Here is a 23,473-nt window from a genome sequence, read left to right as displayed (position 1 = left end):
GCCCGCGAGGGCGTCGGCGGGGCGGTCACGCGCCGAAGAGCAGTAGATCCTGAGCAGTTACCAGCCGCTCGTGCTTGGCGGGGAACTCGCGACTTTTTACCGGGTGGCGCAACCATGACCAGGCCATTCGCCCCATCCGCGTGCGGGGAACTGGGTGGATATGCACAAAAACCACTCCTGCGATCGGTCCGTCCATCCGGGAAACAAGGTGACCCCCCTGTGAGCGGGCTCACAGAGAATTATTAGACACCCAGCATCTGGCAAACTGCGGGAGACTCGCCGAACGAACCGGTGCGTGTTTCTGGTGTGACTGGTGTTACTACTGAAGCGGCGCGGCGGTCGGCTTGATGGGCGCCGGCAGCGCGGTGGAACCCATCATGAACCGGTCCGCCGCCGCCGCGGCCGCCCGGCCCTCAGCAATCGCCCAGACGATCAATGACTGGCCGCGACCCATGTCCCCGGCTACGAAGACGCCCGGAACCGACGTCTCGAAGTCGGCGCCTCGCGCGACGTTGCCGCGCTCGGTGAGCTTGACCCCGAGCTCGGTGAGCAGGCCCTCCCTCTCGGGGCCGACGAATCCCATCGCCAGCAACACCAGATCGGCCTCGAGTTCGAAGTCGGAACCGTCCACCTTGACGAACTTGCCGCCTTCCATGGCGACCTCGTGCGCCTTGAGCGCCGTCACTCGACCGTCCTGACCGACGAACTCCTCGGTGTTGACGGAGAACACCCGCTCGCCGCCCTCTTCGTGCGCCGCGGAGACCCGGTACATCAGCGGGTAGGTCGGCCACGGGGTGGACGGGGCGCGCGTCTCGGGTGGGCGCGGCATGATCTCGAACTGGTGCACCTCGGTGGCGCCTTGCCGATGCACGGTGCCCAGGCAGTCGGCGCCGGTGTCACCGCCGCCGATGATGATGACCTTCTTGCCTTTGGCGGTGAGCGGCGGTTGCCCATCGGCGTCGACCTCGCCCTCGCCGAGCTCGTCCAACGCCTGCCGGTTGCCCCACGGCAGGAACTCCATGGCCTGGTGGATGCCGTCCAGATCCCGGCCGGGAACGGGCAGATCGCGCCAGGCGGTCGCACCGCCGGCCAGCACCACCGCGTCGAAGTCGGAGCGCAGCTCTTCCGCGGTGATGTCGACCCCGACGTTGACGCCCGCCCGGAATTCGGTTCCCTCGGCCCGCATCTGGTCCAGCCGGCGGTCGAGGACGCGCTTTTCCATCTTGAATTCCGGGATGCCGTAGCGCAGCAGCCCGCCGATGCGGTCGGCCCGCTCGAAGACGGTGACGCTGTGGCCGGCGCGGGTCAGCTGCTGGGCGGCGGCCAGACCCGCCGGCCCGGAACCGACCACGGCGACCTTTTTCCCGGTCAGCTTCTCCGGGGGAAGCGGCCGCACCCAGCCCTCGTCGAAGGCCTTGTCGATGATCTCCAGCTCGATCTGCTTGATCGTCACCGGATCCTGGTTGATGCCGAGCACACAGGCCGGCTCACAGGGCGCCGGGCACAGCCGGCCGGTGAAGTCCGGGAAGTTGTTGGTGGCGTGCAGGCGCTCGATGGCGGCGCGCCACTGGTCCCGGCGGACCAGGTCATTCCATTCCGGAATCAGGTTGCCCAGCGGGCAACCGTTGTGACAGAACGGAATACCGCAGTCCATGCAGCGGGTCGCCTGCTCGCGCAAGGTCTCGTTGTCGAATTCTTCGTAGACCTCACGCCAGTCGCGCAACCGCAGCGGGACCGGCCGGCGCTTCGGCAATTCCCGGTGCGTGTATTTCAGGAAGCCACTCGGATCAGCCATGGGCGGCCGCCATGATCGCCTTGTCGACATCCATGCCGTCGCGTTCGGCGTCGGCGATGGCCTGCAGCACCCGCTTGTAGTCCCGCGGCATCACCTTGGCGAACTGCCGGCGCTGTTCCGGCCAGTCACCCAGGATGCGCTGTCCCACAGCGGAATCCGTGGCATCCACGTGTGCCTGGATCATGTCGTGCAACCACTCGTTGTCATCTTCATCCAAGCTCTCGAGCTCGACCATCTCCGCGTTGAGATTTCCTGGCAGTTCGCCGTGCGGGTCGTAGATGTACGCCACACCGCCCGACATGCCGGCCGCGAAGTTACGGCCGGTGCGACCGAGGACGACGACCTTACCGCCGGTCATGTACTCACAACCGTGGTCACCGACGCCCTCGACGACGGCGTGCGCCCCGGAGTTGCGGACCGCGAATCGCTCGCCGACGACACCGCGCAGGTACGCCTCACCGCTGGTCGCGCCGAACAGGATCACGTTGCCGCCGATGATGTTGTCCTCGGCCACGTAGTCCTGCGGCGCGTTGTCCGACGGACGAACCACGATCCGGCCACCGGACAGACCCTTGCCGACGTAGTCGTTGGCGTCGCCGTAGACGCGCAGGGTGATACCCCGCGGCACAAACGCGCCGAAGCTGTTGCCCGCCGACCCGTCGAAGGTGATGTCGATGGTCCCGTCCGGCAACCCTTGACCGCCATAGGCTTTGGTGACCTCATGGCCGAGCATGGTGCCCACCGTGCGGTTGACGTTGCTGATCGTGGTGGAGAAGCGCACCGGCTTCTGCGAGTCCAGCGCCTCGCGGCTCATCACGATCAATTGCTGGTCGAGCGCCTTGTCCAGACCGTGGTCCTGCCGCGAGGTGCAGTACAGGTCCTGGTTCATGAACGCCGATTCCGGCTCGTGCAGGACCGGGTCCAAATCGAGCCGGTGCGCCTTCCAGTGGGCCCGCGCCAGCGTGGTGTCCAACGCCTTGACCTGGCCGACGGCCTCGTTGAGGGTGCGGAATCCCAACTGCGCCATGTATTCACGGACTTCTTCGGCGATGAACATGAAGAAGTTCTCGACGAACTCGGGCTTGCCGGTGAAACGTTCGCGCAGCACCGGGTTCTGGGTGGCCACGCCGACGGGGCAGGTGTCGAGGTGGCAGACCCGCATCATGATGCAGCCGGACACCACCAGCGGCGCGGTGGCGAAGCCGAATTCCTCGGCGCCGAGCAGCGCGGCGATCATCACGTCGCGACCCGTCTTGAGCTGCCCGTCGACCTGGACCACGATCCGGTCGCGCAATCCGTTGAGCAGCAACGTCTGCTGTGTCTCGGCCAACCCCAGCTCCCAGGGCGCCCCGGCGTGCTTCATCGAGGTCATCGGGGTCGCGCCGGTGCCGCCGTCGTGCCCGGAGATCAAGACCACGTCCGCGTGGGCCTTGGACACGCCTGCCGCCACCGTGCCGACGCCGTTCTCGGAGACCAGCTTGACGTGCACACGCGCCGCGGGGTTGGCGTTCTTCAGGTCGTGGATCAGCTGTGCCAGATCCTCGATGGAGTAGATGTCGTGGTGCGGCGGCGGCGAAATCAGGCCGACGCCGGGGGTGGAGTGGCGGACCTCGGCGACCCACGGGTACACCTTGTGCCCCGGAAGCTGGCCGCCTTCACCGGGTTTCGCACCCTGGGCCATCTTGATCTGGATGTCGGTGCAGTTCGTCAGGTAGTGCGAGGTGACGCCGAACCGCCCGGAGGCGACCTGCTTGATCGCACTGCGCCGCCATGCCCCGTCGGGGTCGCGGTCGAAGCGCTTGACGTCCTCGCCGCCCTCGCCGCTGTTGGACCGTCCGCCCAGCCGGTTCATCGCGATGGCCAGCGTCTCGTGCGCCTCCGCGGAGATCGAGCCGTAGCTCATCGCCCCGGTGGAGAAGCGTTTGACGATTTCGCTGGCGGGCTCGACCTCGTCGAGCGGAATCGGCTCCCGTACACCGCCGCGGAACCGGAGCAGGCCGCGCAGCGACGCCATGCGCTCGCTCTGGTCGTCGACCAGCCGGGTGTAGTCCTTGAACACCTTGTACTGGCCGGTGCGCGTCGCGTGCTGCAGCTTGAAGACGGTCTCGGGGTTGAACAGGTGGTACTCGCCCTCGCGGCGCCACTGGTATTCCCCGCCGACCTCGAGCTCGCGGTGGGCGCGTTCGCCCGGGCGGTCCAGGTAGGCCAGCGCGTGGCGGGCGGCGACGTCGGCGGCGATGTCGTCCAGGGTGATTCCGCCGATGGGACAGCTCAGCCCGGTGAAGTATTCGCTGAGCACATCCTCGGAAATCCCGACCGCCTGGAACAACTGCGCGCCGGTGTAGGAGGCCAGCGTCGAAATGCCCATCTTGGACATCACTTTCAGCACACCCTTGCCGGCCGCCTTGATGTAGTTGTTCAGCGCCGTCTTGCGGTCGATGCCCTCGATGACGCCCCGGTCGAGCATGTCTTCGATCGACTCGAACGCCAGGTACGGGTTGATCGCCGCGGCGCCGAAGCTGACCAGCGCGGCCATGTGGTGCACCTCGCGGGCGTCACCGGTCTCCACCACCAGACCGACGTGGGTCCGCGTCCGGTCGCGCACCAGGTGGTGGTGCACCCCGGCCACCGCGAGCAGCGACGGAATGGGTGCCATCTGCTCGTCGGATTCGCGGTCGGACAAGATGATCACCCGCGCGCCGTCGGCGATCGCCGCCGATGCCTGCGCCCGCACGTCCTCGAGGGCGGCGGCCAGTCCGGCGCCACCTTCGGCCACCGGATACAGACAGCGAATCACCTTGGACCGCATGCCATGCGGGCGGCCGTTGACCTCGTCGTCCGGGTTGAGGTTGATCAGCTTCGCCAGCTCCCGGTTGCGCAGGATCGGCTGCGGCAGCGCGATCTGGTGACACGAGAGCTCGGTCGGGGTGAGCAGGTCACGCTCGCCGCCGGTGGTGCCCTGCAGGCTGGTCACCACCTCCTCGCGGATGGCGTCCAGCGGCGGGTTGGTCACCTGCGCGAAGAGCTGCTGGAAGTAGTCGTAGAGCATCCGGGGCCGCTGCGAGAGCACCGCGACCGGGGTGTCGGTTCCCATCGAGCCGATCGGTTCGGCGCCGCTGCGCACCATCGGCGCCACCAGCAGGTTGAGTTCCTCGTAGGTGTAGCCGAATGTCTGCTGGCGCTTGACCAGTCGGTCGTGCGGCATCCGCTTGTAGTGCCCCTGCGGCAGGTCGTCCAGCGGGACCAGATTCTTGTCCAGCCACTCCTGATAGGGGTGCTCGGCGGCCAGCTCCGCTTTGATCTCCTCGTCATCGACGATGCGGCCCTGCGCGGTGTCCACCAGGAACATGCGGCCGGGCTGCAGCCGCATCCGGCGCACCACCTTGGCCGGGTCCAGGTCCAGCACGCCGGCCTCAGACGCCATCACCACCAAACCGTCTTCGGTGACCCAGATCCGCGAGGGGCGCAAGCCATTACGGTCGAGCACCGCGCCGATGATGGTGCCGTCGGTGAAGGTGATCGACGCCGGTCCGTCCCACGGCTCCATCAGCGAGGCGTGGTAGCGGTAGAACGCCCGGCGCGCGGGGTCCATCGACTCGTTGCGCTCCCACGCCTCGGGAATCATCATCAACACGGCGTGGGCCAAGCTGCGCCCGCCCAGGTGGAGCAGTTCGAGCGCCTCGTCGAAGCGCGCGGTGTCGGAGGCTCCCGGGGTGCAGATCGGGAACAACTTCTCGACGTCGGCTTCCGAGCCGAAGACGTCGGTCTTGATCAACGCCTCGCGGGCCCGCATCCAATTCTCGTTGCCGGTGACGGTGTTGATCTCACCGTTGTGGGCGACGCGGCGGAACGGATGCGCCAGCGGCCACGACGGAAAAGTGTTGGTGGAGAACCGGGAATGCACGATTCCTAGCGCGCTGGTCAGCCGATTGTCTTGCAGGTCAAGGTAAAACGCCTTGAGCTGCGGGGTGGTCAGCATGCCCTTGTAGACCAGCGTCTGACCCGAAAGGCTGGGGAAGTACACGGTTTCGCGGCCGGGGCCGTCTTGGCCCGGGCCCTTGGTGCCCAGTTCGTGCTCGGCGCGCTTGCGGATCACGTAGGCGCGGCGCTCCAGGGTCATGCCGGAGGCCCCGGCCATGAACACCTGCCGGAAGGTGGGCATGGCGTCGCGCGACAGCGCACCCAGCGACGAGTCGTCGGTGGGGACGTTGCGCCAGCCCAGCACCGTCAGGCCCTCGGCCTCGGCGATCTTCTCCACCGCGGCGCATGCGGTCGCGGCGTCCTTGGACGATTGCGGCAAGAAGGCGATGCCGGTGGCGTAGCTGCCCGCCGGCGGCAACTCGAAGTCCACGACCTCGCGAAGGAAGGCATCGGGAACCTGGAGCATGATGCCGGCGCCGTCACCGCTGCGCGGCTCGGCGCCCTGGGCACCCCGGTGTTCGAGGTTGAGCAGCGCGGTGATTGCCTTGTCGACGATGTCGCGGCTGCGACGGCCGTGCATGTCGACGACCATGGCTACCCCGCACGCGTCGTGCTCGAACGCGGGGTTGTATAACCCGACGCGCTTGGGCGTCATATGCACCTGACCCTTCACCTGAACGTTCTGCGCGGCCGTTAGCAGCGGCCCCGATGAGGTCGCACCCGGACGTTGCGGGTTAAACCCCTTCGGTCTTGTCTCGATAGGCTGTGCCCCAGGCGGAGATGATCCTGTTCGGGATGTCCGTGCAGCTCTGAACGGTGGCCTGGAACCGGTCTCGACAAGTCGTAAAACGATATGACAATACCCGCCTGACATGCCAACTTCGTCCAAGTCTAAACCGTCGGCGGGCGCCCTCATAAATTTCGCTGTCGCCGCTGATCGGCCATATTGCCGCGCCGCCGTCCGGGCCCGCGCTTTCCCGCCACCGCGGGGTCGCGTCCGGGCGCTCGCCCCCTCGGACAACTCCCCCCAACAAGTTTGCTGCAAGGCGGGCCCCGGGCCCGGCGCAGGTGCGGTGAAGGCCGGGACGGACGTGCTCATCGCCGCGCTCGCGGCCCCCTACCGATCCCGTGCCGAGCCGATCCGGGTTTGCCGATTTTCACACCGGCCGCCTGAGGAGATACTGGACCGGTATCGGCCACGCCCGGCGTCGCCCGCCGGACCGTGGCGTTTATCACGTAACACGGCGCTGAGGAGCCCATGAACGAGCGCGACGAATTCCTGCGGGACCGTCTGCAGCCCGAGCGGCCGAGCGCCGCGGCGGCCCGCCCGCCCGGTCCCCCTCCGCACGGGCCGCCTCCCGCCGCGCGGCCACCGGCTCCGCCGTCCGCTCCCCGCCCGCCCGCGCCCCCGCAGGGCTGGGCGCCGGCGCCCCCGCCACCGCCTACCCCCGCCGCGCCGTCCTTCCGGCCACCGCCCGCAGCGCCGCAGCAACCGGCCCCGACGGCCGCGCCGCCCCAGGAACTCCCCGACCGCGGTTGGCGACGCGTCCTGCGGATCGCCACTTTCGGCTTGATCGCCCTGGGCCCGTCGCCCGCCCAGCTTCAGGAGGCCCAATTCGAGGCGGCCATCCAGACCCGCCTGCACGGCAACTACAAGGTCGGCGTGCTGGGCAAAGGGGGCGTGGGCAAGACGTCGGTGGCCGCCAGCGTCGGCTCATTGTTCGCCCAACTCCGCCGGCAAGACCACGTCGTGGCGATCGACGCGGATACCGCCTTCGGGCGGCTCAGCAGCCGCATCGATCCGGGATCGACGCGCTCGTTCTGGGAGCTCACCGCCGACAAGAACCTGCGGTCCTTCGACGATGTGGTGGCGCGGTTGGGCTGCAATCCCGCGGGCCTGCACGTGCTCGCGGGCGAACCGGCGTCCGGCCCCCGCCGCGTGCTCGATCCCGCGATCTACCGGGAGGCCGCGCTGCGACTGGATCGCCATTTCACGATCTCGGTCATCGACTGCGGTTCGACGATGGATTCGCCCCTCACCCAGGAGGTGCTGCGGGATCTGGATGCCCTGATCGTGGTGTCCTCGCCCTGGGCCGACGGCGCGTCGGCCGCCGCACGAACCATGGAGTGGCTGGCCGATCAGGGCCTGACGACGCTGCTGGGCCACAGCATCGTGGTGCTCAACGATTCCGACGGCCACGCCGACAAACGCACCCGCGCGCTGCTCGCCCGCGAATTCACCGATCACGGGCGGCCGGTCATCGAGGTGCCGTTCGACCCGCACCTGCGGCCCGGCGGGGTCATCGACGTGGCCCGGGAAATGGCCCCGGCCACGCGGCGCAAGTTCCTCGAGATCACGGCGACGATCGCCGGCTATTTCGCGGCGCGGCCCCACCGCTCCGGCGACCGAGGGCCGAAAGACCAACAGAACTAGGCCTTCTCGGCGCCGTTCCCCGCTCGCGCCGCCGGGTCGGCGATGGCCTCGATTTTGACCACGCGCGCCCCGCGGATCGTCAGCACGATGACGGCGAACAGGCGGCGGTCGCTGAAGGCCAGCAACACCGGCGCCCCGACCGGACCGCTGACCAGCGTCACGTCCGGCCACAGGTAGCGCAGGAGGTTGGTGGCCACCGCGTCGGGGCCGTGGTTGACCTGCGGTGGCGGCGCAGGGTCGGCGAGGATCGTGCCCACGCCCCACACCGTCGGATCGAGGACGGCGGCCAGCCCGGCGAGGTCGCCGTTCGCGCACGCTGTGATGAATTTCTCCGTGACGAGCTGATGCTCGGCCTCCGCCACGGAACCCATATTAGGTTGCGCCGCAACGAATTTTGCCCGCGCCCGCCGCGCCAGCTGGCGACAGGTGCCGACCGGGCGGCCCACGGTTTGCGAGATCGAGTCGAACGGCACGCCGAACACGTCGTGCAGCACGAAACTGACCCGCTCACCGGGGCTGAGCCGGCGCAGGACTTCCAAAAGTGCGCTGCGGATCTCGTCGTCGAGGGTGATCCGGTCGGCCGGGTTCCACTGGCGCGGGGCCGGCTGGTCCTCGATGTCGCCCGGGCGTTCGTAACGGGCGCGGGCCGAGCGCACCTGGTCGAGGCAGAGCCGGCTCGCCACCACCGTAAGCCAGCCCCGGACATCCTCGATGGCGCTGATCTCGGCGCGTGAGAGCCGCAGGAACGCCTCCTGCGCAACGTCTTCCGCGTCGCCGACGTCCCCCAGCATCTGGTAGGCGAGGTTGACCAGATAGGGGCGGTGGCGACGCCAGGCCTCGGCGACCTGGTCGCTGGCTGACGGCGACTGGTTCATGACTCTTCGACGATCTGTTACCGCAAAAAGTTACACGTTCTGCGGTGTAACTTTCCCACCCTTTGCCCCGTCCTTGCAGCAGTAGACAAATCCACGAAAGGAACCATGCCATGACAATCGTCGTCACGGGCGCGACCGGTAACGTCGGGCGCCCGCTCGTCGCGGACCTGCGTGCCGCAGGAGCGCGCGTTCGCGCGCTCAGCCGACAACCGGGATCGGCCGGGTTTCCCCCCGATGTCGAGGTGTTCGATTCGGCGACCGCAGCGCTTTCGGGCGCGTCGGCGGTCTTCCTGAACTCCCGTGCGCTGGGCGGGCGACTCGAAGAAGTGGTGGCCGAATGCGGCCGCGCCGGTGTCACCAAGCTGGTCGCCTTGTCGGCGATCAATGCCGACGACGACGTCTCCCGTCAGCCGTCCCGGTTTCGCGGTGACCGCAACAAGGAGGTCGAACAACTCGCCGTCGACTCCGGCCTGGCCTGGGTGAGCCTGCGGCCCAGCGTGTTCGCGTCGACTTTCGCCGGCATGTGGTCCGCGCAGCTGCGCGCCGGCGACGTCGTCGCGGGGCCGTACGCTGCGGCGTCGACAGCGCCGATCGTCGAGACGGACATCGCCGCGGTTGCCGCGCACGCGATGCTCACCGACGAGCTTGTCGGACAGCGGATCCCGCTGACGGGCCCACGGGCGTTCACCAATTCGGAGCTGGTGGAGGTCATCGGTGGCGTGCTGGGACGGCCGCTGCAGTACCGCGAGATCCCCGCTGAGGCGGTGCGGCAACGGTTTACCGGGTTGGGGTTCGGCGCCGGATTCGCCGACGCCTACATCGCCATGCTCACCGAGACGCTCGACAGGCCCGCCCTGGTCACCCACGACGTGGAGAAGATCCTCGGCCGGCCGCCAGTTCCGTTCGCGCACTGGGTCTCCGAACACCGCGTCGTGTTCGACAACGAGAAAGTAGGAATCTGAGATGACCGAACCGCGTCCCCCGCGTTACCTCAAGCCCATGAACAGGTTCATGATGGCGGTCCAACGGCTCGGCATCCCGACCGGACCGGCCATGGTGCTCACCGTGCCCGGACGCAAGTCCGGTCAATTGCGCAGCACGCCAATGACGCCGTTCGACTTCCAGGGCGGCCTCTACGTGGTGGCCGGATACCCCGGCGCCGACTGGGCGGCCAACGCCCGGGCGGCCGGCACCGGCACGCTGAGCCGGGGCCGACGGTCCCGCCGCGTCCGGATCGTCGAACTGTCCGCGGGCGAGGCGCGGCCGGTGCTGCGGGAGTTCCCCGCCAAAGTGCCGGTCGGCGTGGCGTTCGCGAAACGCTCGGGCATGGTGCGCGACGGGACGGCCGACGAATTCGAGGCCCTGGCGGGACGGCTCGCCGTGTTTCGCTTCGAGCCGGCGTAGTCGCCCGCCCGCATCACCAGACGATGGCGGCCATGTCACGGTTGTCCGAGCACACGCTGCGCACCGCCGCCTCGATGTCCTCGGCGGAGATGATCTGCAGGTCCTCGACCGTCACCGGTTGACCCGCACGCTTTTGCGCGACCACCCGGGTGTCGCGGAAGCCCTCGGCACGTTCGACGACATTGCGGGCGAACCGACCGTTTTGCATGGCGTCGATGCCGTGGCGCCCACCCGGGGTGGTGTAGTTGCGGATGGTCGTGGCCGCGTCCAGGAACGTCTCGCGTGCGCCATCGTCGAGCAGGCTGGCGCGCGGTGTCGCGTAGCGGTGAGCGATCTCGACGATCTCCGCCGCCGAGTAGGACTCGAAACGCAGCTTGCGGTTGAACCGGCCGGCCAAACCCGGGTTCACGGTGAGGAATTGGTCGACCTGGTCTTCATAACCCGCGCCGATGAAACAGAAGTCGAACCGGTGCGTTTCCAACGCCACGAGCAACTGGTTGACGGCCTCCATGCCGATCATGTCGGGCGTGCCGTCCTGATGGCGTTCGATCAGCGAGTAGAACTCGTCCATGAAAATGATTCGGCCGAGCGACTTTTCGATCAGTTCGTTGGTCTTGGGTCCCGACTCCCCGATGAAGTGGCCGCAGAAATCCGAACGGCGCACCTCCCGGATCTCGGGGTGGCGCACGATTCCCATGCCGGCGTAGATCTTGCCCAGCGCCTCCGCGGTGGTCGTCTTACCGGTGCCGGGCGGCCCGACCAGCAACATGTGGTTGGTCTGGCCCTCCACGGGCAGGCCGTGCTCGAGGCGCATCATCCGCACTTCGAGCTGGTCCTCCAGCGCCGCGACGGCTTGCTTGACGGCGGCCAGCCCCACCTGCTTCGCCAGCAGCTTGCGTCCCTCGGCAAGCAGCTCGGCCCGCCGGTCGGCGGTGGCGTCGTCGTCGAGTTCGTCGCGGCTCTTGGCCGACGAGGCGTCCCAACGATCGGTGCGGCTGTCGATGGTCTCTTCGTCGGTGACCACCAGGTGCAGGTTCGGGTCGGCCAACGCTTCCTTGGCCGCCGCGGTCAGGACCCCGTTGATGGTGGCCCTGGACAGCCAGATCTGGGCCTTGTCCTCCTCGCGCAGCTGGCGGTGCACCATCCCGCGCACGTACGCAAGGTCGGCGACGAGCAGCGGAATGTCGGCCGGCCCGATCGAGGCGGTCAACACGTCGGCGTCGAACCGGGACGACGACTGGGTGTGCCCGATCACGTCGACGCGGTCCAGCCAGTCCAGCGCGACCCGGCCCTGTCCCAGGTGGGCGGCGGCGTGCGCGGCCAGTGCGCAAATCGACGCTGTCACAGCCGACATGACGATCGCCTGCGCGGGCAGCTCCTCGGCGGCGGCGAGCAGGACGTCCGGCCAGCGCTGCGTCCGGTACATCAGGAACGTGCGGGCCAGCTGGTGCCACTGGTAGTTGGTCCAGGAGTCCAGCAGGTCGCGGTTGGCCAGCAGCCGGTCGGCCTCGGCGTACTCCCCGGCGATCGTCAGAGCCGACGCGAGCGCCAGCCCGACCTGCGACGCGTCGGTGACCGTGATTCCGATGTAGGGGCCCAGCTGGATCTCGGCGGCCAGCGTCTGCCCGATCCGCGTGGTCTCACGGTGCAGCCATTCGCTGCTGCCATACAGATGCCGCAACGAGGCCAGGTCGCTGTCGCCGCACGCGATGCGCCCCAGCCACGCATCGGCCATCGACGCGTCGGCATCGGTGGCGGCAACGAACTCCGGCAGGGCCGCGGCCCGGCCCTGCCGGCTCTTGATCCCCATGGCCCGGTCGAAATGCCTTCGGGCCGTTTGTAAATCACCCATCACATCCCCCATCACGAGCGCCACCGTGGTCACCGGGGTTGCGGGCAGCCGCCCCGGGCCGGACCGAGCTGCCGCGACGTGCGCTCATCAAACTATGCCTCAAACTCGCGTTACGAACTTCTACGTGCCGACCGACATGGTGACCGGATCCAGGCTGACGTAGCGGTGCTCGGCGCGGAACATGTCCATCTCGGCAAGCCAATTCTCCCCCGCGGCACTGACATTCACCACCGAGGGGCCGACTTGCTCGATGATCACCTCGAAGCCGTGGCGTTGCCCCTCGGAGAGCCTGATGCCGGCGGGCGCGATGGTGATCACCGTCGCCGGCCGCGGGGTGGGCGAGATCGCGGCGTCCCGGATGTCGGGGACCCCGGCTTCGGGCGTCCCGTTGCCGTCTCTGCCCCGTCGCGCGGCGTATTCGACCACGCTGACCGTGGTGCGCGGCGCCGGGCGCGAGCCGTTGACGACGCTGATCTCCGGCATTCGCACGCTGACCCAGCGCGACATGTCGCGGCTGTGCACGCAGACTCGTTCCCCGGCGCCCGCGGTGCGGATCACGATCCGCTTGGCGATCGGGTCGTCGGCGGCGACGAATACGCGCGAGAGCTCACCGGCGTCGGTGACGGGCACCAGCAGCCGGTCGCCGTTGCTGAGTTTCCCGATCAACACGCCCGAGGGCCCGATCTCGGTGATCAGCTCCGCGGGCAGCGGGCTGCGCCGGATTCCGCGCAGGTGCGGTCTCGGGCCGCACATGTTGGCCGACGCCGCGGCGGCCTGCTCGCCGTTGAGCCGGCGCAAGATCACGCTGGGCGGCGTGGGCGCGGGTGTCGGTGTGCGCACGGTGATCGTGGCGGTGCACTGCGCGTCCGGATACACCGTCACGTTCTGGATGACCTCGTCCGCGCGCAGCGTCCACGCCTGAGACAGGTTGCGCGACGTGATCGCCTCGGCCGGATAGGCATAGGTGGTCAGCCAGCCCGCTTCCCCGCGGATGGCCTTCCATCGCTGCGCCGGTCCCGACACCGCGTCCCAGCCGAGCCGTCGATCGAGTTCGACCAAATCGGTGGCCGTGGCGACCTTGGCCCGCAACCCTTCGCAGCGCAGCAGACCCGCGATGCGCTGTGCGACCGAGATCGCCGCCGCGCCGACCGTGGTGCGCCACACCAGCGTGTGAGCGTTGTCGAGCACCGCCAGCCGCATGATCAGCCACGTTTCGCGCCGGCCCGCGTACGGCGGGGTGCCGATCTCCGAGTCATACACCCGCGGATAGTCGCCGACGGTTCCGTGCCTCGAACCTATGCTGACGACGCTGATCGAGTCGAGCTGCAGACCCAGGGCTTGGCGCAGCATCGGCACCAATTCGACGACGTCGAGCACGTTGTCCGTCTCGACGGTCACCGAACCGGTCACCATGGTGGCTCGATGCGCTCTGCCGAGCAGTTGCACCGCGACCACGGCGACGCCGTCCTGCACGCGCACGCCGCCACCGGACCGGTTGTTGGCCACGGTGATTGGTGCCGACCACTCGATCGGACGCCGCCCGCGCCGCCACAGCACCGCCCACGACCACGCCGGCTGGCCCCACCAGCGCACGAACACCAGCGCCACGCCCACCACCACCGCGACCGCGGCGCCGATGTAGCCGGCCAGCAGCCAACTCGCGAGCGCGAGCACGAACACCACCCACACCCCGACAACCCGGCGATTGCTGCCGCGGCTGAACCCGGTGAGGTTGGGCCTCATCGCGCCCTCCGCAAGCGCGCCGAGATCGCGAACACGAGAACGCCGGCGGCGACCACTCCCAGGAATCCGATGGCGATGTTGCGCGCCCGGTGGTCGGGCGGCGGAGGCGGCGCCGCCGGGGTGATGACCCGGCTTTGTGCGCCGGGCGGCATCCGGTCACCCGGCGGGATGTTGAAGGTCAACGCGGCGACGGGGTCCACCAGCCCGTAGCCGACCTTGTTGTCGACGCCTGCGGGCGGATTGTGGGCCGACTGCACGATCCGATTGATCACCTGGTGCGCACTGAGATCGGGGTACTTCGCGCGCACCAACGCCGCGACGCCGCTGACGTAGGCCGCCGAGAAGCTGGTTCCCCAGAACGGCATGTTCTTCTCGCCCGGCCGCGACGGCGGGTAGGCGTTGACCGGGATGCCGCCGAACTGGGGCGACAGACCCATGATGTGGGTCCCGGGTGCGGCGACGCCGACCCACGGTCCCGACATGCTCTTGTCCAGCGCGGCGCCACTGGCGTCGACGGCGCCCACCGACAGGACGTAATCGGAAAACCACGACGGCGCCGAGACGACTTTGACCTGATGCCAGTCCCGTGGGTCCGACGGGTCGAGCGGGTCATACATCGGGTTGTTGTTGCAGCCGGCTTCCCCGTCATTGCCGGCGGCGGCCACGATCACGGCGTCCTTGGCGGTGGCCGCGTACCACAGCGCCGCGCCCAGGGCTCGCTGATCGGCCGGGGCCGCCGCGGGCAGGCAGGCGGTGACCGAGATGTTGATCACCTTCGCGCCCATGTTCGCGGCGTGAACCACCGCGCGCGCAACCGAATTCAGCGTGCCTGCCTTGACCTTCTCGTCGGAGTTGGGATCCCCCGGCGGCGGGTTGACCGGTTCGAAAGCCCGGGAGGACTGCCGGATCGAGATGATCGTGGCGTGCGGGGCGACCCCGACCACCCCGTCGGGCGCTCCCGGGGGAAGCGGCGGCACCGCAGGTTCTTCCTCGGTCTGCGGATCGGGGGGCCCGTTCGACGCGGCGGTGGCCCCGCCGCCCTCCGGGGGCGGGGGCGGCGGCGGGGGCGGCGGAAGGACCTGCGTGATCGTCACCGGCGGCGGCGGGGGCGGCGGCGCCATCGGGGGCGGCACCTCGACCGGCGGCGGAGGCGCCCCGGCGACCGGCGGCGGTCCCGCCGGCGGCGGGAACGCCGGGGTGGCCGGCATCGGCCGGGGCATCGGTAAAATCCCTTGGGGCGCAGCGCCGATGATCGAGCTGACGATGGTGCCGTGGGCGTCGCAGTCCGACAGGCCGTCCTCACCCATGATGTAGTCGCCACCGGGCACCACCGGCAGCCGCGGGTTGGGCGTCACCCCGGTGTCGATGACCGCGACGGGCACGCCGTTGCCGGTGCTGTATTGCCACGCCTTGGTGATGTTGAGCAGGTTGAACCCCGGAGCCATCTGCGCCACATCGGGGTTGCGCACGATAATCGGCGACGAGCAGCTGTTGGCGCGGCGCATCGGCTGATCGGGCCGCGGCGGCCCGTCCGGTGGCACCATGCCCGGATCCACCGACGGTGGTGTGATCGCGTGTGCGGCAGGAATATTGGCGGATAACGCGACCAGGGTCACGGCGGCGGTCAGCGCCGCAGCGGTTCTCAGTGGCGAATCCACGTGAAGAGCCCTCCCAGGGCTGCCGCCGCCGGCAGCAGGACGATGAATGCGAGCACTTCCACCCATTCCACGGTCAACCGGATGAACGGCCTGAACCGCATGGCCGGCACCAAAAGTGCTGCGGCCAAACCCAATCCGGCGAATATCGCGACCGCCACCACCGGCCACAGCAATCCCGTTATCGCGTCGTGGGACCCGGCGACGGCGTATTTGATCACGCCCGCGCACACCGCGGCCGACGCCCCGCAGACCAGCGCGACGGCCTGGTATTTGGCGGCGAATCCGCGGCCCTGGGTGATGAAGATCCCCACCACCAGGCCGGCCACCACCAGCGCCAGCCACGCCCACGGGCGGCCCGGCGTCAGCACGCCCCACACCGCGGCCGGTAACACGATCGATACCCCGACGCACAGACCCACCTGGACCGCGTTGACCAAGCGCGCCGAGGCGGCGATCGCGGCGCCGCGCGCGGTGATGTCGGTCAATTCGTTGTCCTCGTCCTCGGATTCGTCCTCGCTGACCGGGGACACGGTGTCGACCGGCATCCCCTCGCGCCGGGCGAAGAGGTCCCGTCCGGTGATCGATCCGAAATGCGGCGGCCGGACCCGGGCCACCCACAACGAGATCAGCGGGGCCATTCGGACCAGGACCAGCAAGCCGACCAGCACACAGACCGCGAGCACCTGCGCCGAGGCCGGGCGGAACATCCGGACGGCGGCAACGACGGCCAGGACGCCGCACACCGTCACCACGGCGGTGACCACCGCGGTCTGCCACCGGTTGCGCGCCGTCACCCCGATGGCGACGGCACCCAGGACCACCGCCACGGCGCCGATCAGCCCGTGTGCTGCGCCGAGCACGCCCGGCGGCGCGCAGGCACCGGCGGCGGCCAGCGAGGCCACCGCGAGCCAGGCGAACCCGCTGAACAGATCGCGCCGCTCGCGCCATCCGCTTCGCACCACCAGCGTCGCGATGACCAGGAGGACACCGACCCCGCCCGCCACCGCCGCCGGGACCGGCCCGTCGGTGAAGGTCCGTGCCCGCAGCGTCAGGGCCACCACCACCGCGACCGCCATCGCGATGACCGCGACCGCCGTGTGCGCGGCCGTCAGCGGTGTCACCGGCGCGAACATCCGGTCGCCGCCGTCGCGGCCCAGCCACTTGCCCATGGCGGCCAGCCCCGTCGACAGGGACTCGTACTGCGGCTCGAACGACTCCCCGTCGACCCTGGGCACCAGCACCAGGGTGTCGCCGTCCTGGACGCCCAGCTCGTCGAGGCTCTTATTGATATCGAGCCGGACCCCATTGATCTTGTGGAGTTCGTAGCTGCCCGCCGGCAACGAAATGCCGTCGAAACCTTTGCGCTTCAGGTCTGCATCGAACAGCTCGACCATTCCCTCGAAGAATCCCTCCATCGGAATTCCGGCGGGGAAAACTTGGGAACAGAGATGCTTCTCGTACGAAATATTGACCGCACAACGCGCCGGAAAAGCGACCTTATGCGGCGAGGTCACGGTACGGCCCGCTCGGCATCCGGAATGTATTTGTCGGCCAGGCCCGCGGTGATTTCAAAAAGGCGCAACCGTGTCTTTTTCTTCAACTCGTGAACCGTATCGATGATGCCGCCTTTGGCGAGGTGCGGATCAAACGGTAGCGGTTCGACGGTCGCCCCGACCTTGGTGAACCGCTCGGTCAGGTAAGCCAGCGCATCCTTGTCGGTGATCTGGTCGGTGTGGTTCACGATCACGGTGCTGCGCGAGACCAACTCGTGGTAGCCCTGCGACCGCAGGTAATCCACCGCCCTCAGCACCGGACGCGAGCGGTCCGCGGTGATCCCCGAAACGAACACGAGGGTATCGGTGTTCTCCAATACCGGCTTCATCACTTCGTGTTCGAGGTCGGGAGAGGTGTCGACGATCATCACCGTGTGGGTGCGCCGCAGCCGCGACAGCACCCCGGAAAACATCGCAGGCACTAACGGCCTGGGTTGATCCGAGGTCCGGTTCCCGGCCAGCACGTCGAGCCCTATCGCGTTCTGCCCCAAGTGTTCTCGGATGTCGGCGTAGCCCTGGACATCGGTGTCGTTGATGATGGCGGTGTAATCACCGGGCGGGGAGTCGTCGATGCGGTCGGCCAGGGTGCCGAAACCGGGGACGGCGTCGATCGCAATCACGTTCTGCGGGCGGCATTCCCGGAACACGCCACCGAGGCAGGCGGCGAGCGTCGTGACCCCGACACCACCCTTGCCGGAGACCACGGTGATCACATACTGCCGTCGGATATGCCGGCGGATACGGTTTTGTAAATCACGGTAGTGCCGTTCACGGGGAGATTCGCCCGGATTTATTTTTCGAAATGAGATGGCGTAAATGAATTTACGCCAGCCCGACCCCGGTGGAATCTTTCGCGGCGCGGCCAGATCGGTAATTCGCATCGTGTCGGATACCGAATCCGGGAAGTTGCTGCCCCCTGACGGATCCCCCCGTCTGAGCGCTCCTTCGTCCGACATATTCGGGTCATTCCAAGGGCTCGTCACGACGAGATGCTAACACGGTTCGCGATACCGCGTTTACCCGTTCAGAAACCCATCAAGTGCGACAGGCGTTGTTATTACAAGACTTTGGTTAACTAAGTTACTTCGGCATCCGATAACACCGTCACACCACGCGCCGATACGAGTGCCACTCGTCGCCGGCGGGCAGCCGGCGGATGAGTCGATGCACGGCTCCGCCGATGTCGCTGCGCGAACCGGGCGAGAGAATCTGGTAACGGCGCTGTCCCGAGGTGACGCTTTCGATGCAGACCCGGCCCCCGGGGGTGTCGACGATCGACACCGTCGAATCGCCGACGGCCACGCGCGCCAGTTCGTCCGGGCCGACGCCCGCCTGCAGCGCCACGATGTTCGCGTGCGCGGACCGCGCGGGATCGGCGGCCGTGAGGACCACCTGCAGCTGGTCGGCGTCGAGGCGCTGTTCGAGCAGGAACGCCCGCAGGCTGGCGGTGTCGCGTACCGAGTTCAGCAGTTGCTCGGTATCCAGGGTGATCGGCCGCAGCGGCGCCGCCTCGGCCACGCCGCACAGCCGCTCGATCTGACCGACCACGAGCTCGCTGGCCGACGATTCGTTGCTGGCCGTGCCGGCGGGGTACAGGCGCACCAGGTCGCCGTGCCGCTCCAGGACCACCCACCATGTCGCGAAACGGTTGATCGACGCGCGCGTCGGCTCGCGCCCCGGCACGCCCATCATCACGACCAACCCCAGGTCCCGCCGCAACAGGACGGTGAGCCATTCGCGGATCATCGGGTCGACGTTGCCGGCCTCGTCGAGAGCGCCGGCGGTCACCAAGTCGGCGGCCGCGGGGTGGTCGAGCGCGCGCTCACGAGTGTCCAGGCGCGGCAACATCGGCCGCAACCCCAGCTCAGGGCAGGTTTGCTCCACCCCGGTGACCGCCTGCAATACCCACAGGCCATCGACCGTGGTTGTCAGCATGTCGCCCCGCCGTTAATCAGCGACTCCCTCGATAGGCGTAGAAGAGACCGAAGGTGGGGCACACGCGCTCGGCGCATCTGCCCCACCTTCGCTTGGCCCGGTGGTCGAGCGGGCTCAGAACAGGCCGGCGATGTGCTGGTCGGTGCTGAGCGCGCTGTCGAGCACGTGCGAGGTCGTCTGGCCGTGCTGCCGGATGGTGTCGATGAGACCCTGCAGCCCCGACAGCATCTGCGCCTGCGCCTCGAAGAAGCCCGACGCGCCGTGGCCTGCGAAGAATTCCTGCAGGGCGTGAGTCCGGTTGGAGGTGTCATCGAAGATGGACTGCAACTGGCCGGCGCGGGAGGCGACGTCCGTGGCGAAGTCGGCGACGGCTCCCGGGTTGTAAGTGATCGGATCGGACATCGTGAATTTCCTTTCAAAAGACCTTTATGAATAGACGAATGGGGAGTCGGGTCAGGAGCCGTGGCCGCCGAATAGCGCGGTAAACGCGTGTGAGGAATCCGCCTCGTGGCCTTCCATCAGCGCCGCCGCCTTCGTGAGGCCCTCAGCCAGGCGCGTGCCGCCGGTCAACACTTTGTTCAAGTCGTTTTGAACTTCGATGGCCGTCGCGTGCGACGCGGCGACCGCGTCACCGGACCAGGTGGCCGGGTTCATCACATTTTCCTGGTTTGCGACGTACCCCTGACCGATCCCGATCGCATGTTCCATGTTTGCCTGAATCGCGTTTGACGTATCGCGAAGCATTTGCGGGGTCACCTTGATTGTCACGGAATTCTCCTTCTGCGGTTGGCCGCCCCCCGTAAGGGCATGAAGCGAAGTGTATGGCGGCTATTTGGACCTGTCGATTCACCTTTCACCAGGGGGTGTGCTTCAGACTCTGGCGTCGACAACCCGCACGGTGGCGGGCTGTTCGGCTTTGTCGCGGGATCCGCGGTCGCCTCCCGCCGCGTGCCCCACGGGCATGCCGCCCATCGGGGCGCCGCCCGTCGTCGTGGTCTGCGGTCGCATGACGTCGGCGCCTAGTGCCCCGGCCGGTCGCAGCCCCACCGGCCGGCCACCGGTGGCGGGCTCGAAAGCGCTGACCGGGCGGGTGAAAGTGCTCGCGGGAACGCCCGCGCTGCCCAGCGACGCGCCGCCGCCGGCTTCCGCCGCGGAGAGCCCGGTCGCCGACACTGCCGAGACCGCGGGCGTCGCCCCGCCCATGCCCATGGCGCCGGGGTTGGCGAACATGCCCATCAGCGGCTGCATCATCTGCATCGGAGCCTGCATCGCCTGCATGGGGGCCTGCATCATCTGGGGGGCGGCGCCCATCATCTGCTGCACGGGCTGCATGAACGTGCCGGCCTGGCCCATGAAGTCCTGGGCGCCCGAGGTCGCCTGGCCCGCGCCCTGTGTCCCCGACTGGGCACCCTGCATGGCGGCGCGCATGCCGTCGCCGGCGCCCATTTGTGCGGCGGACTCCCCGACCGCCGCCGCGGCCTGCGCCGGCGCCGCCGGGGAGGCGCCCATGGTGGCGATCGGGGGCGGGATGGTCAAGCTCGAGGACAGGGCGGTGAGGATCGATCCGTAGCTGGCCCCGACCGCGGAGTTGGTCGGCCACATATTCCCGAAATACTCGAGCTCCAGGGATGTGATCCGTGGGGTCAGCGCGCCGAGCACCAGCGGGTTGATGCCGTAGTCGGTGGCGGTCTCGGTGCGGTTCTCGATGCATTCGGGCGCGGGGCGCATCGAGCCGTATGCCATCTGATACGCCGAGACCGCGGTCGAAACCACCGCCGGCTTGACGTCGACCCAGCCGGCAAGCCCGTGCAGCGACGCGTTCAGCGCGGTGGCGTTGGCCGCCGAGGCCAACGAACCGCCACCGGTCCAGCTCGCCGACGTCGCGACGGTATTGATCGTCGAGGCGATGCTGGAGCCGTGATGGGTCGCCGCCAGCGCGGTCCACGCGGCCTGATTCGCCAAATGAGTGACAACGCCCGCGCCCGCCTTGAGCAGCAGGTCGTTTTCCTCAGGCGTACGCGCAGCCCACCCAGGATCGGCCATGCGCACTTCCCCCTTTGAACGTCGCTAGCGACTAAGCGCCGATAGCCAGCGTCAGGCTACGCATGAGTTCGGTGACGACGTAAGTCCCCGAGGCGAGACTCTGCGTGCCGGCGAACAAGCCGCGCTGGGCGGCGTGCTCGGACACCACTCCCAGATAGCTGGCGCCGCACGCGTTCAATGCCGCCGCGAACATCGCCGAGTCGGGGTCGCCGCCCATCGGCAGCACTCCCAGCAGGACCGGTGACGCCGCCGAGGCGGCCGCCTCGGTTTCGGCGCTGATCGCCGTCTCGGCGCTCGACGATGCCAGAACCGCTTCTGACTGCACCGACATACCAACCATGATTTCCCTCCGAACGCTCAACGCCAAAGCGACGTGCTTGGGGACTTAGTGTAGTGCGGTTTCGGTGATCTTGTATTCAGTGCCTATCGCCCCGATGCATGGCCCTTGATTTCGGTAATTAATGCTGGTCCCAAGCGCGAAACTGCTGATTTCCCAGAGCGAGTCGTTAATAAACCTCAATCACCACTCGAGACTCGGCAGTCACAAAAGCACCGGGTTTTTGGGATCAAGGTTGCAATTCCATGGTCGCACTCGCGACGGCGTGCGGGGTGTCGAGTTTGGTGCCGAATCGGGCGCCTCGAAAGGGGACGTAATGGTGTCGGGGTTATTTGCGGGAAATGGCGGGCGGGTGAGCGCGCGCGCCGGCAATCGGGGTTATCGGAGAAAACATTTTCCCGGCCGTAAAGAATGGATCCCCCCGGCAAGGCCGCTACGCCGGGCCGCGCCCGTCGCCGGCCAGCCGGAGCAGAAGCCGGGTGCCACCGAGCGGACTGGTCTGCAATGCCGCTGTGCCGCCGTGCAATTCGGCCTGCTGGGCGACCAGTGCCAGGCCCAGCCCCGATCCCGACCGCGAGGCCGTCGATCCGCGGGCGAAGCGCTCGAAGACCGTGGCGCGTTCGGATTCCGGAACCCCGGTGCCGTCGTCGTCGACCGTGATCTCCACGCCCTCACCGGAACTGCCGACGGTCAGCTGGATTTTGCCGGCGTTGCCGTGCTTGACGGCGTTGGCGATCGCGTTGTCGATCACCAGCCGCAGCCCGGTGGGCAGCCCGATCATCAGCACCGTCGGCGAGGGCACCAACGACACCTCGACGTCGGGGTAGATGCGCAGCGCGTCGTGCGCCGCGCGGTCGAGGAGTTCGGTGATGTCGAACGGCACGAAATCGTCGACGGTGGTCAGTTCGCCCTGGGCCAGCCGTTCCAGCGCCGTCAGCGTCGCTTCGATGCGGCTCTGGGTGCGGATGACGTCACCGATGACCTCGTGCCGCTGCTCGGGCGGCAGGTCCAACGTGGACAACACCTCCAGGTTGGTGCGCATGGCCGTCAGCGGCGTGCGCAGCTCGTGCGAAGCGACGGCCGCGAAGTCGCGCGCCGATTCCAGGGCCGCCCTGGTGCGCTGCTGCTCCTTGCCGATGCGGGCCAGCATGCCCTCGACCGCCTCGGCGATCTCGACCGCCTCGCGCACGCCGCGAACCTGGACCTCGTCGGGGCTGGACTGGGCGTTGATCGCGCGGGCCTGCTGCGCCAGCAGCAGGAACGGATTGACCATGATCAACGAGATCACCCACCCCACCACGACCGTGCCGCCGATCACGGCGGCGCAGATCAACAGCACCCGCAGGTGCAATTCGTTGATCCGGTGTTGGGCCTCGGCCAATGGCGCGGCCAGGGCTATCGAGGCCGGACCCGCGGTGAAGGTGCGCACGCGGTACTGCACCCCGTTGATGGTGGTGTTGGCGTAACCGTCCGGCAGTTGGGGCAACACGATGCTGCTCGGCGCCGACACGGTCACCCCGGCGATGCGCGCGGTGCGCACCAGGTTGCCGTCCGGCATGTGCCGGTCGGGGCTGGCGGGCGGGGCGTGGTTGAGCAGGCTGCTGATGTCGCCCAGGCTGCTGACCGAATCGAGCCGTCGATCGAGCTGGCTGTACTGGTCGTTGGTGACGCCCACCCACACCCAGGTGCCCAGCAGCACGACCAGGGTCATCACCGATATGGCGGCGACGATGACGATGGTGCGCAGTGACAGCACCCGCATCGGCAGCTGTACACGCGGGAAGACGCGGATGTCGGGCTCCTTTATGGGTTCGAGTGACTTCGTGAGGTACGACCGGTCTGAGTGCAACCCTCACAGCAGCGGGGGTTCGGCACGCTCAGGCGCGATGGCGTTTCGCAAGAATTTACCGCCAACCGCGCCGC

Annotated in this window: 17 protein-coding genes; 3 read left to right on the top strand and 14 right to left on the bottom strand. The window is 68.2% G+C overall.

From position 1 onward, the window contains the following. Window positions 1-319: 319 nt before the first annotated feature. Window positions 320-1,795, bottom strand: coding sequence for a glutamate synthase subunit beta (locus ACZ50Z_RS23330; protein WP_464485676.1), 1,476 nt, complete (start codon window positions 1,793-1,795; stop codon window positions 320-322). Then, on the bottom strand, window positions 1,788-6,371 hold the full coding sequence (gene gltB / locus ACZ50Z_RS23325) for a glutamate synthase large subunit (protein WP_464485675.1): 4,584 nt from the start codon (window positions 6,369-6,371) through the stop codon (window positions 1,788-1,790). The genes ACZ50Z_RS23330 and gltB overlap by 8 nt, the downstream gene beginning before the upstream one ends. 603 nt (window positions 6,372-6,974) lie before the next feature. On the opposite strand from gltB, the gene ACZ50Z_RS23320 reads away from it, so the two are divergent. Then, window positions 6,975-8,150 (top strand): MinD/ParA family ATP-binding protein, encoded by a 1,176-nt coding sequence (locus ACZ50Z_RS23320; RefSeq protein ID WP_464485674.1) that lies wholly within the window; start codon window positions 6,975-6,977, stop codon window positions 8,148-8,150. On the opposite strand, the gene sigI is transcribed toward ACZ50Z_RS23320, so the two are convergent. Further along, on the bottom strand, window positions 8,147-9,025 hold the full coding sequence (gene sigI, locus ACZ50Z_RS23315) for an RNA polymerase sigma factor SigI (protein ID WP_464485673.1): 879 nt from the start codon (window positions 9,023-9,025) through the stop codon (window positions 8,147-8,149). The genes ACZ50Z_RS23320 and sigI overlap by 4 nt on opposite strands. Before the next feature lie 110 nt (window positions 9,026-9,135). Between sigI and ACZ50Z_RS23310 the strand changes: the two genes are divergently transcribed. Further along, window positions 9,136-9,987: an NAD(P)H-binding protein gene (locus tag ACZ50Z_RS23310; RefSeq protein ID WP_464485672.1), complete on the top strand. Its 852-nt coding sequence runs from the start codon at window positions 9,136-9,138 to the stop codon at window positions 9,985-9,987. A 1-nt stretch (window position 9,988) separates the two neighbouring features. Then, the gene (locus tag ACZ50Z_RS23305; protein ID WP_464485671.1) at window positions 9,989-10,429 is read left to right on the top strand and encodes a nitroreductase family deazaflavin-dependent oxidoreductase; all 441 of its coding nucleotides are present in this window, start codon (window positions 9,989-9,991) and stop codon (window positions 10,427-10,429) included. Window positions 10,430-10,442: 13 nt separating this feature from the next. Here the strand turns inward: ACZ50Z_RS23305 and eccA2 are convergent, their stop codons facing one another. From eccA2 to ACZ50Z_RS23250, 11 genes are all read right to left on the bottom strand, one after another. Beyond that, on the bottom strand, window positions 10,443-12,293 hold the full coding sequence (eccA2, locus tag ACZ50Z_RS23300; RefSeq protein WP_464486370.1) for a type VII secretion system ESX-2 AAA family ATPase EccA2: 1,851 nt from the start codon (window positions 12,291-12,293) through the stop codon (window positions 10,443-10,445). A 108-nt stretch (window positions 12,294-12,401) separates the two neighbouring features. Further along, window positions 12,402-14,024: a type VII secretion protein EccE gene (gene eccE, locus ACZ50Z_RS23295; RefSeq protein WP_464485670.1), complete on the bottom strand. Its 1,623-nt coding sequence runs from the start codon at window positions 14,022-14,024 to the stop codon at window positions 12,402-12,404. Next, window positions 14,021-15,682, bottom strand: coding sequence for a type VII secretion system ESX-2 serine protease mycosin MycP2 (mycP2, locus tag ACZ50Z_RS23290; protein ID WP_464485669.1), 1,662 nt, complete (start codon window positions 15,680-15,682; stop codon window positions 14,021-14,023). Before mycP2 ends, eccE begins: the two co-directional genes overlap by 4 nt. Continuing rightward, a complete protein-coding gene (gene eccD, locus ACZ50Z_RS23285; protein ID WP_464485668.1) occupies window positions 15,667-17,196 on the bottom strand; it encodes a type VII secretion integral membrane protein EccD in 1,530 nt (509 codons plus the stop codon). The genes mycP2 and eccD overlap by 16 nt, the downstream gene beginning before the upstream one ends. Beyond that, window positions 17,193-18,218 (bottom strand): MinD/ParA family ATP-binding protein, encoded by a 1,026-nt coding sequence (locus ACZ50Z_RS23280; protein ID WP_464485667.1) that lies wholly within the window; start codon window positions 18,216-18,218, stop codon window positions 17,193-17,195. The genes eccD and ACZ50Z_RS23280 overlap by 4 nt, the downstream gene beginning before the upstream one ends. Before the next feature lie 121 nt (window positions 18,219-18,339). Beyond that, a complete protein-coding gene (locus ACZ50Z_RS23275) occupies window positions 18,340-19,170 on the bottom strand; it encodes an ESX secretion-associated protein EspG (RefSeq protein WP_464485666.1) in 831 nt (276 codons plus the stop codon). A gap of 114 nt (window positions 19,171-19,284) precedes the next feature. Beyond that, a complete protein-coding gene (locus tag ACZ50Z_RS23270; protein WP_008262888.1) occupies window positions 19,285-19,572 on the bottom strand; it encodes a WXG100 family type VII secretion target in 288 nt (95 codons plus the stop codon). A gap of 51 nt (window positions 19,573-19,623) precedes the next feature. After that, on the bottom strand, window positions 19,624-19,938 hold the full coding sequence (locus ACZ50Z_RS23265) for a WXG100 family type VII secretion target (RefSeq protein WP_008262887.1): 315 nt from the start codon (window positions 19,936-19,938) through the stop codon (window positions 19,624-19,626). Between the two features lie 102 nt (window positions 19,939-20,040). Beyond that, window positions 20,041-21,213, bottom strand: coding sequence for a PPE domain-containing protein (locus tag ACZ50Z_RS23260; RefSeq protein WP_464485665.1), 1,173 nt, complete (start codon window positions 21,211-21,213; stop codon window positions 20,041-20,043). Window positions 21,214-21,244: 31 nt separating this feature from the next. Beyond that, entirely contained in the window at window positions 21,245-21,544 is a 300-nt protein-coding gene (locus ACZ50Z_RS23255) for a PE domain-containing protein (protein ID WP_372460825.1), read from the bottom strand. Window positions 21,545-21,983: 439 nt separating this feature from the next. After that, window positions 21,984-23,312, bottom strand: a complete 1,329-nt coding sequence (locus ACZ50Z_RS23250) for a sensor histidine kinase (protein ID WP_464485664.1) — start codon at window positions 23,310-23,312, stop codon at window positions 21,984-21,986. Between the last annotated feature and the right edge of the window lie 161 nt (window positions 23,313-23,473).

The organism is Mycobacterium sp. NTMscope_MAC_269, assembly GCF_976985695.1.
Note: the sequence above shows the minus strand (reverse complement) of the source record. Positions and strands in the feature narration are given on the sequence as shown.

Bases quoted from the DNA above. Each gene is read 5' to 3' on its own strand.
- eccA2 (WP_464486370.1), bottom strand. From the start codon at position 12,293: ATGGGGGATGTGATGGGTGATTTACAAACGGCCCGAAGGCATTTCGAC.
- ACZ50Z_RS23255 (WP_372460825.1), bottom strand. From the start codon at position 21,544: ATGTCGGTGCAGTCAGAAGCGGTTCTGGCATCGTCGAGCGCCGAGACG.
- ACZ50Z_RS23250 (WP_464485664.1), bottom strand. From the start codon at position 23,312: ATGCGGGTGCTGTCACTGCGCACCATCGTCATCGTCGCCGCCATATCG.
- ACZ50Z_RS23305 (WP_464485671.1), top strand. From the start codon at position 9,989: ATGACCGAACCGCGTCCCCCGCGTTACCTCAAGCCCATGAACAGGTTC.
- ACZ50Z_RS23310 (WP_464485672.1), top strand. From the start codon at position 9,136: ATGACAATCGTCGTCACGGGCGCGACCGGTAACGTCGGGCGCCCGCTC.
- ACZ50Z_RS23320 (WP_464485674.1), top strand. From the start codon at position 6,975: ATGAACGAGCGCGACGAATTCCTGCGGGACCGTCTGCAGCCCGAGCGG.
- eccE (WP_464485670.1), bottom strand. From the start codon at position 14,024: ATGAGGCCCAACCTCACCGGGTTCAGCCGCGGCAGCAATCGCCGGGTT.
- ACZ50Z_RS23275 (WP_464485666.1), bottom strand. From the start codon at position 19,170: ATGCTGACAACCACGGTCGATGGCCTGTGGGTATTGCAGGCGGTCACC.
- gltB (WP_464485675.1), bottom strand. From the start codon at position 6,371: ATGACGCCCAAGCGCGTCGGGTTATACAACCCCGCGTTCGAGCACGAC.
- ACZ50Z_RS23270 (WP_008262888.1), bottom strand. From the start codon at position 19,572: ATGTCCGATCCGATCACTTACAACCCGGGAGCCGTCGCCGACTTCGCC.
- sigI (WP_464485673.1), bottom strand. From the start codon at position 9,025: ATGAACCAGTCGCCGTCAGCCAGCGACCAGGTCGCCGAGGCCTGGCGT.
- ACZ50Z_RS23260 (WP_464485665.1), bottom strand. From the start codon at position 21,213: ATGGCCGATCCTGGGTGGGCTGCGCGTACGCCTGAGGAAAACGACCTG.
- ACZ50Z_RS23330 (WP_464485676.1), bottom strand. From the start codon at position 1,795: ATGGCTGATCCGAGTGGCTTCCTGAAATACACGCACCGGGAATTGCCG.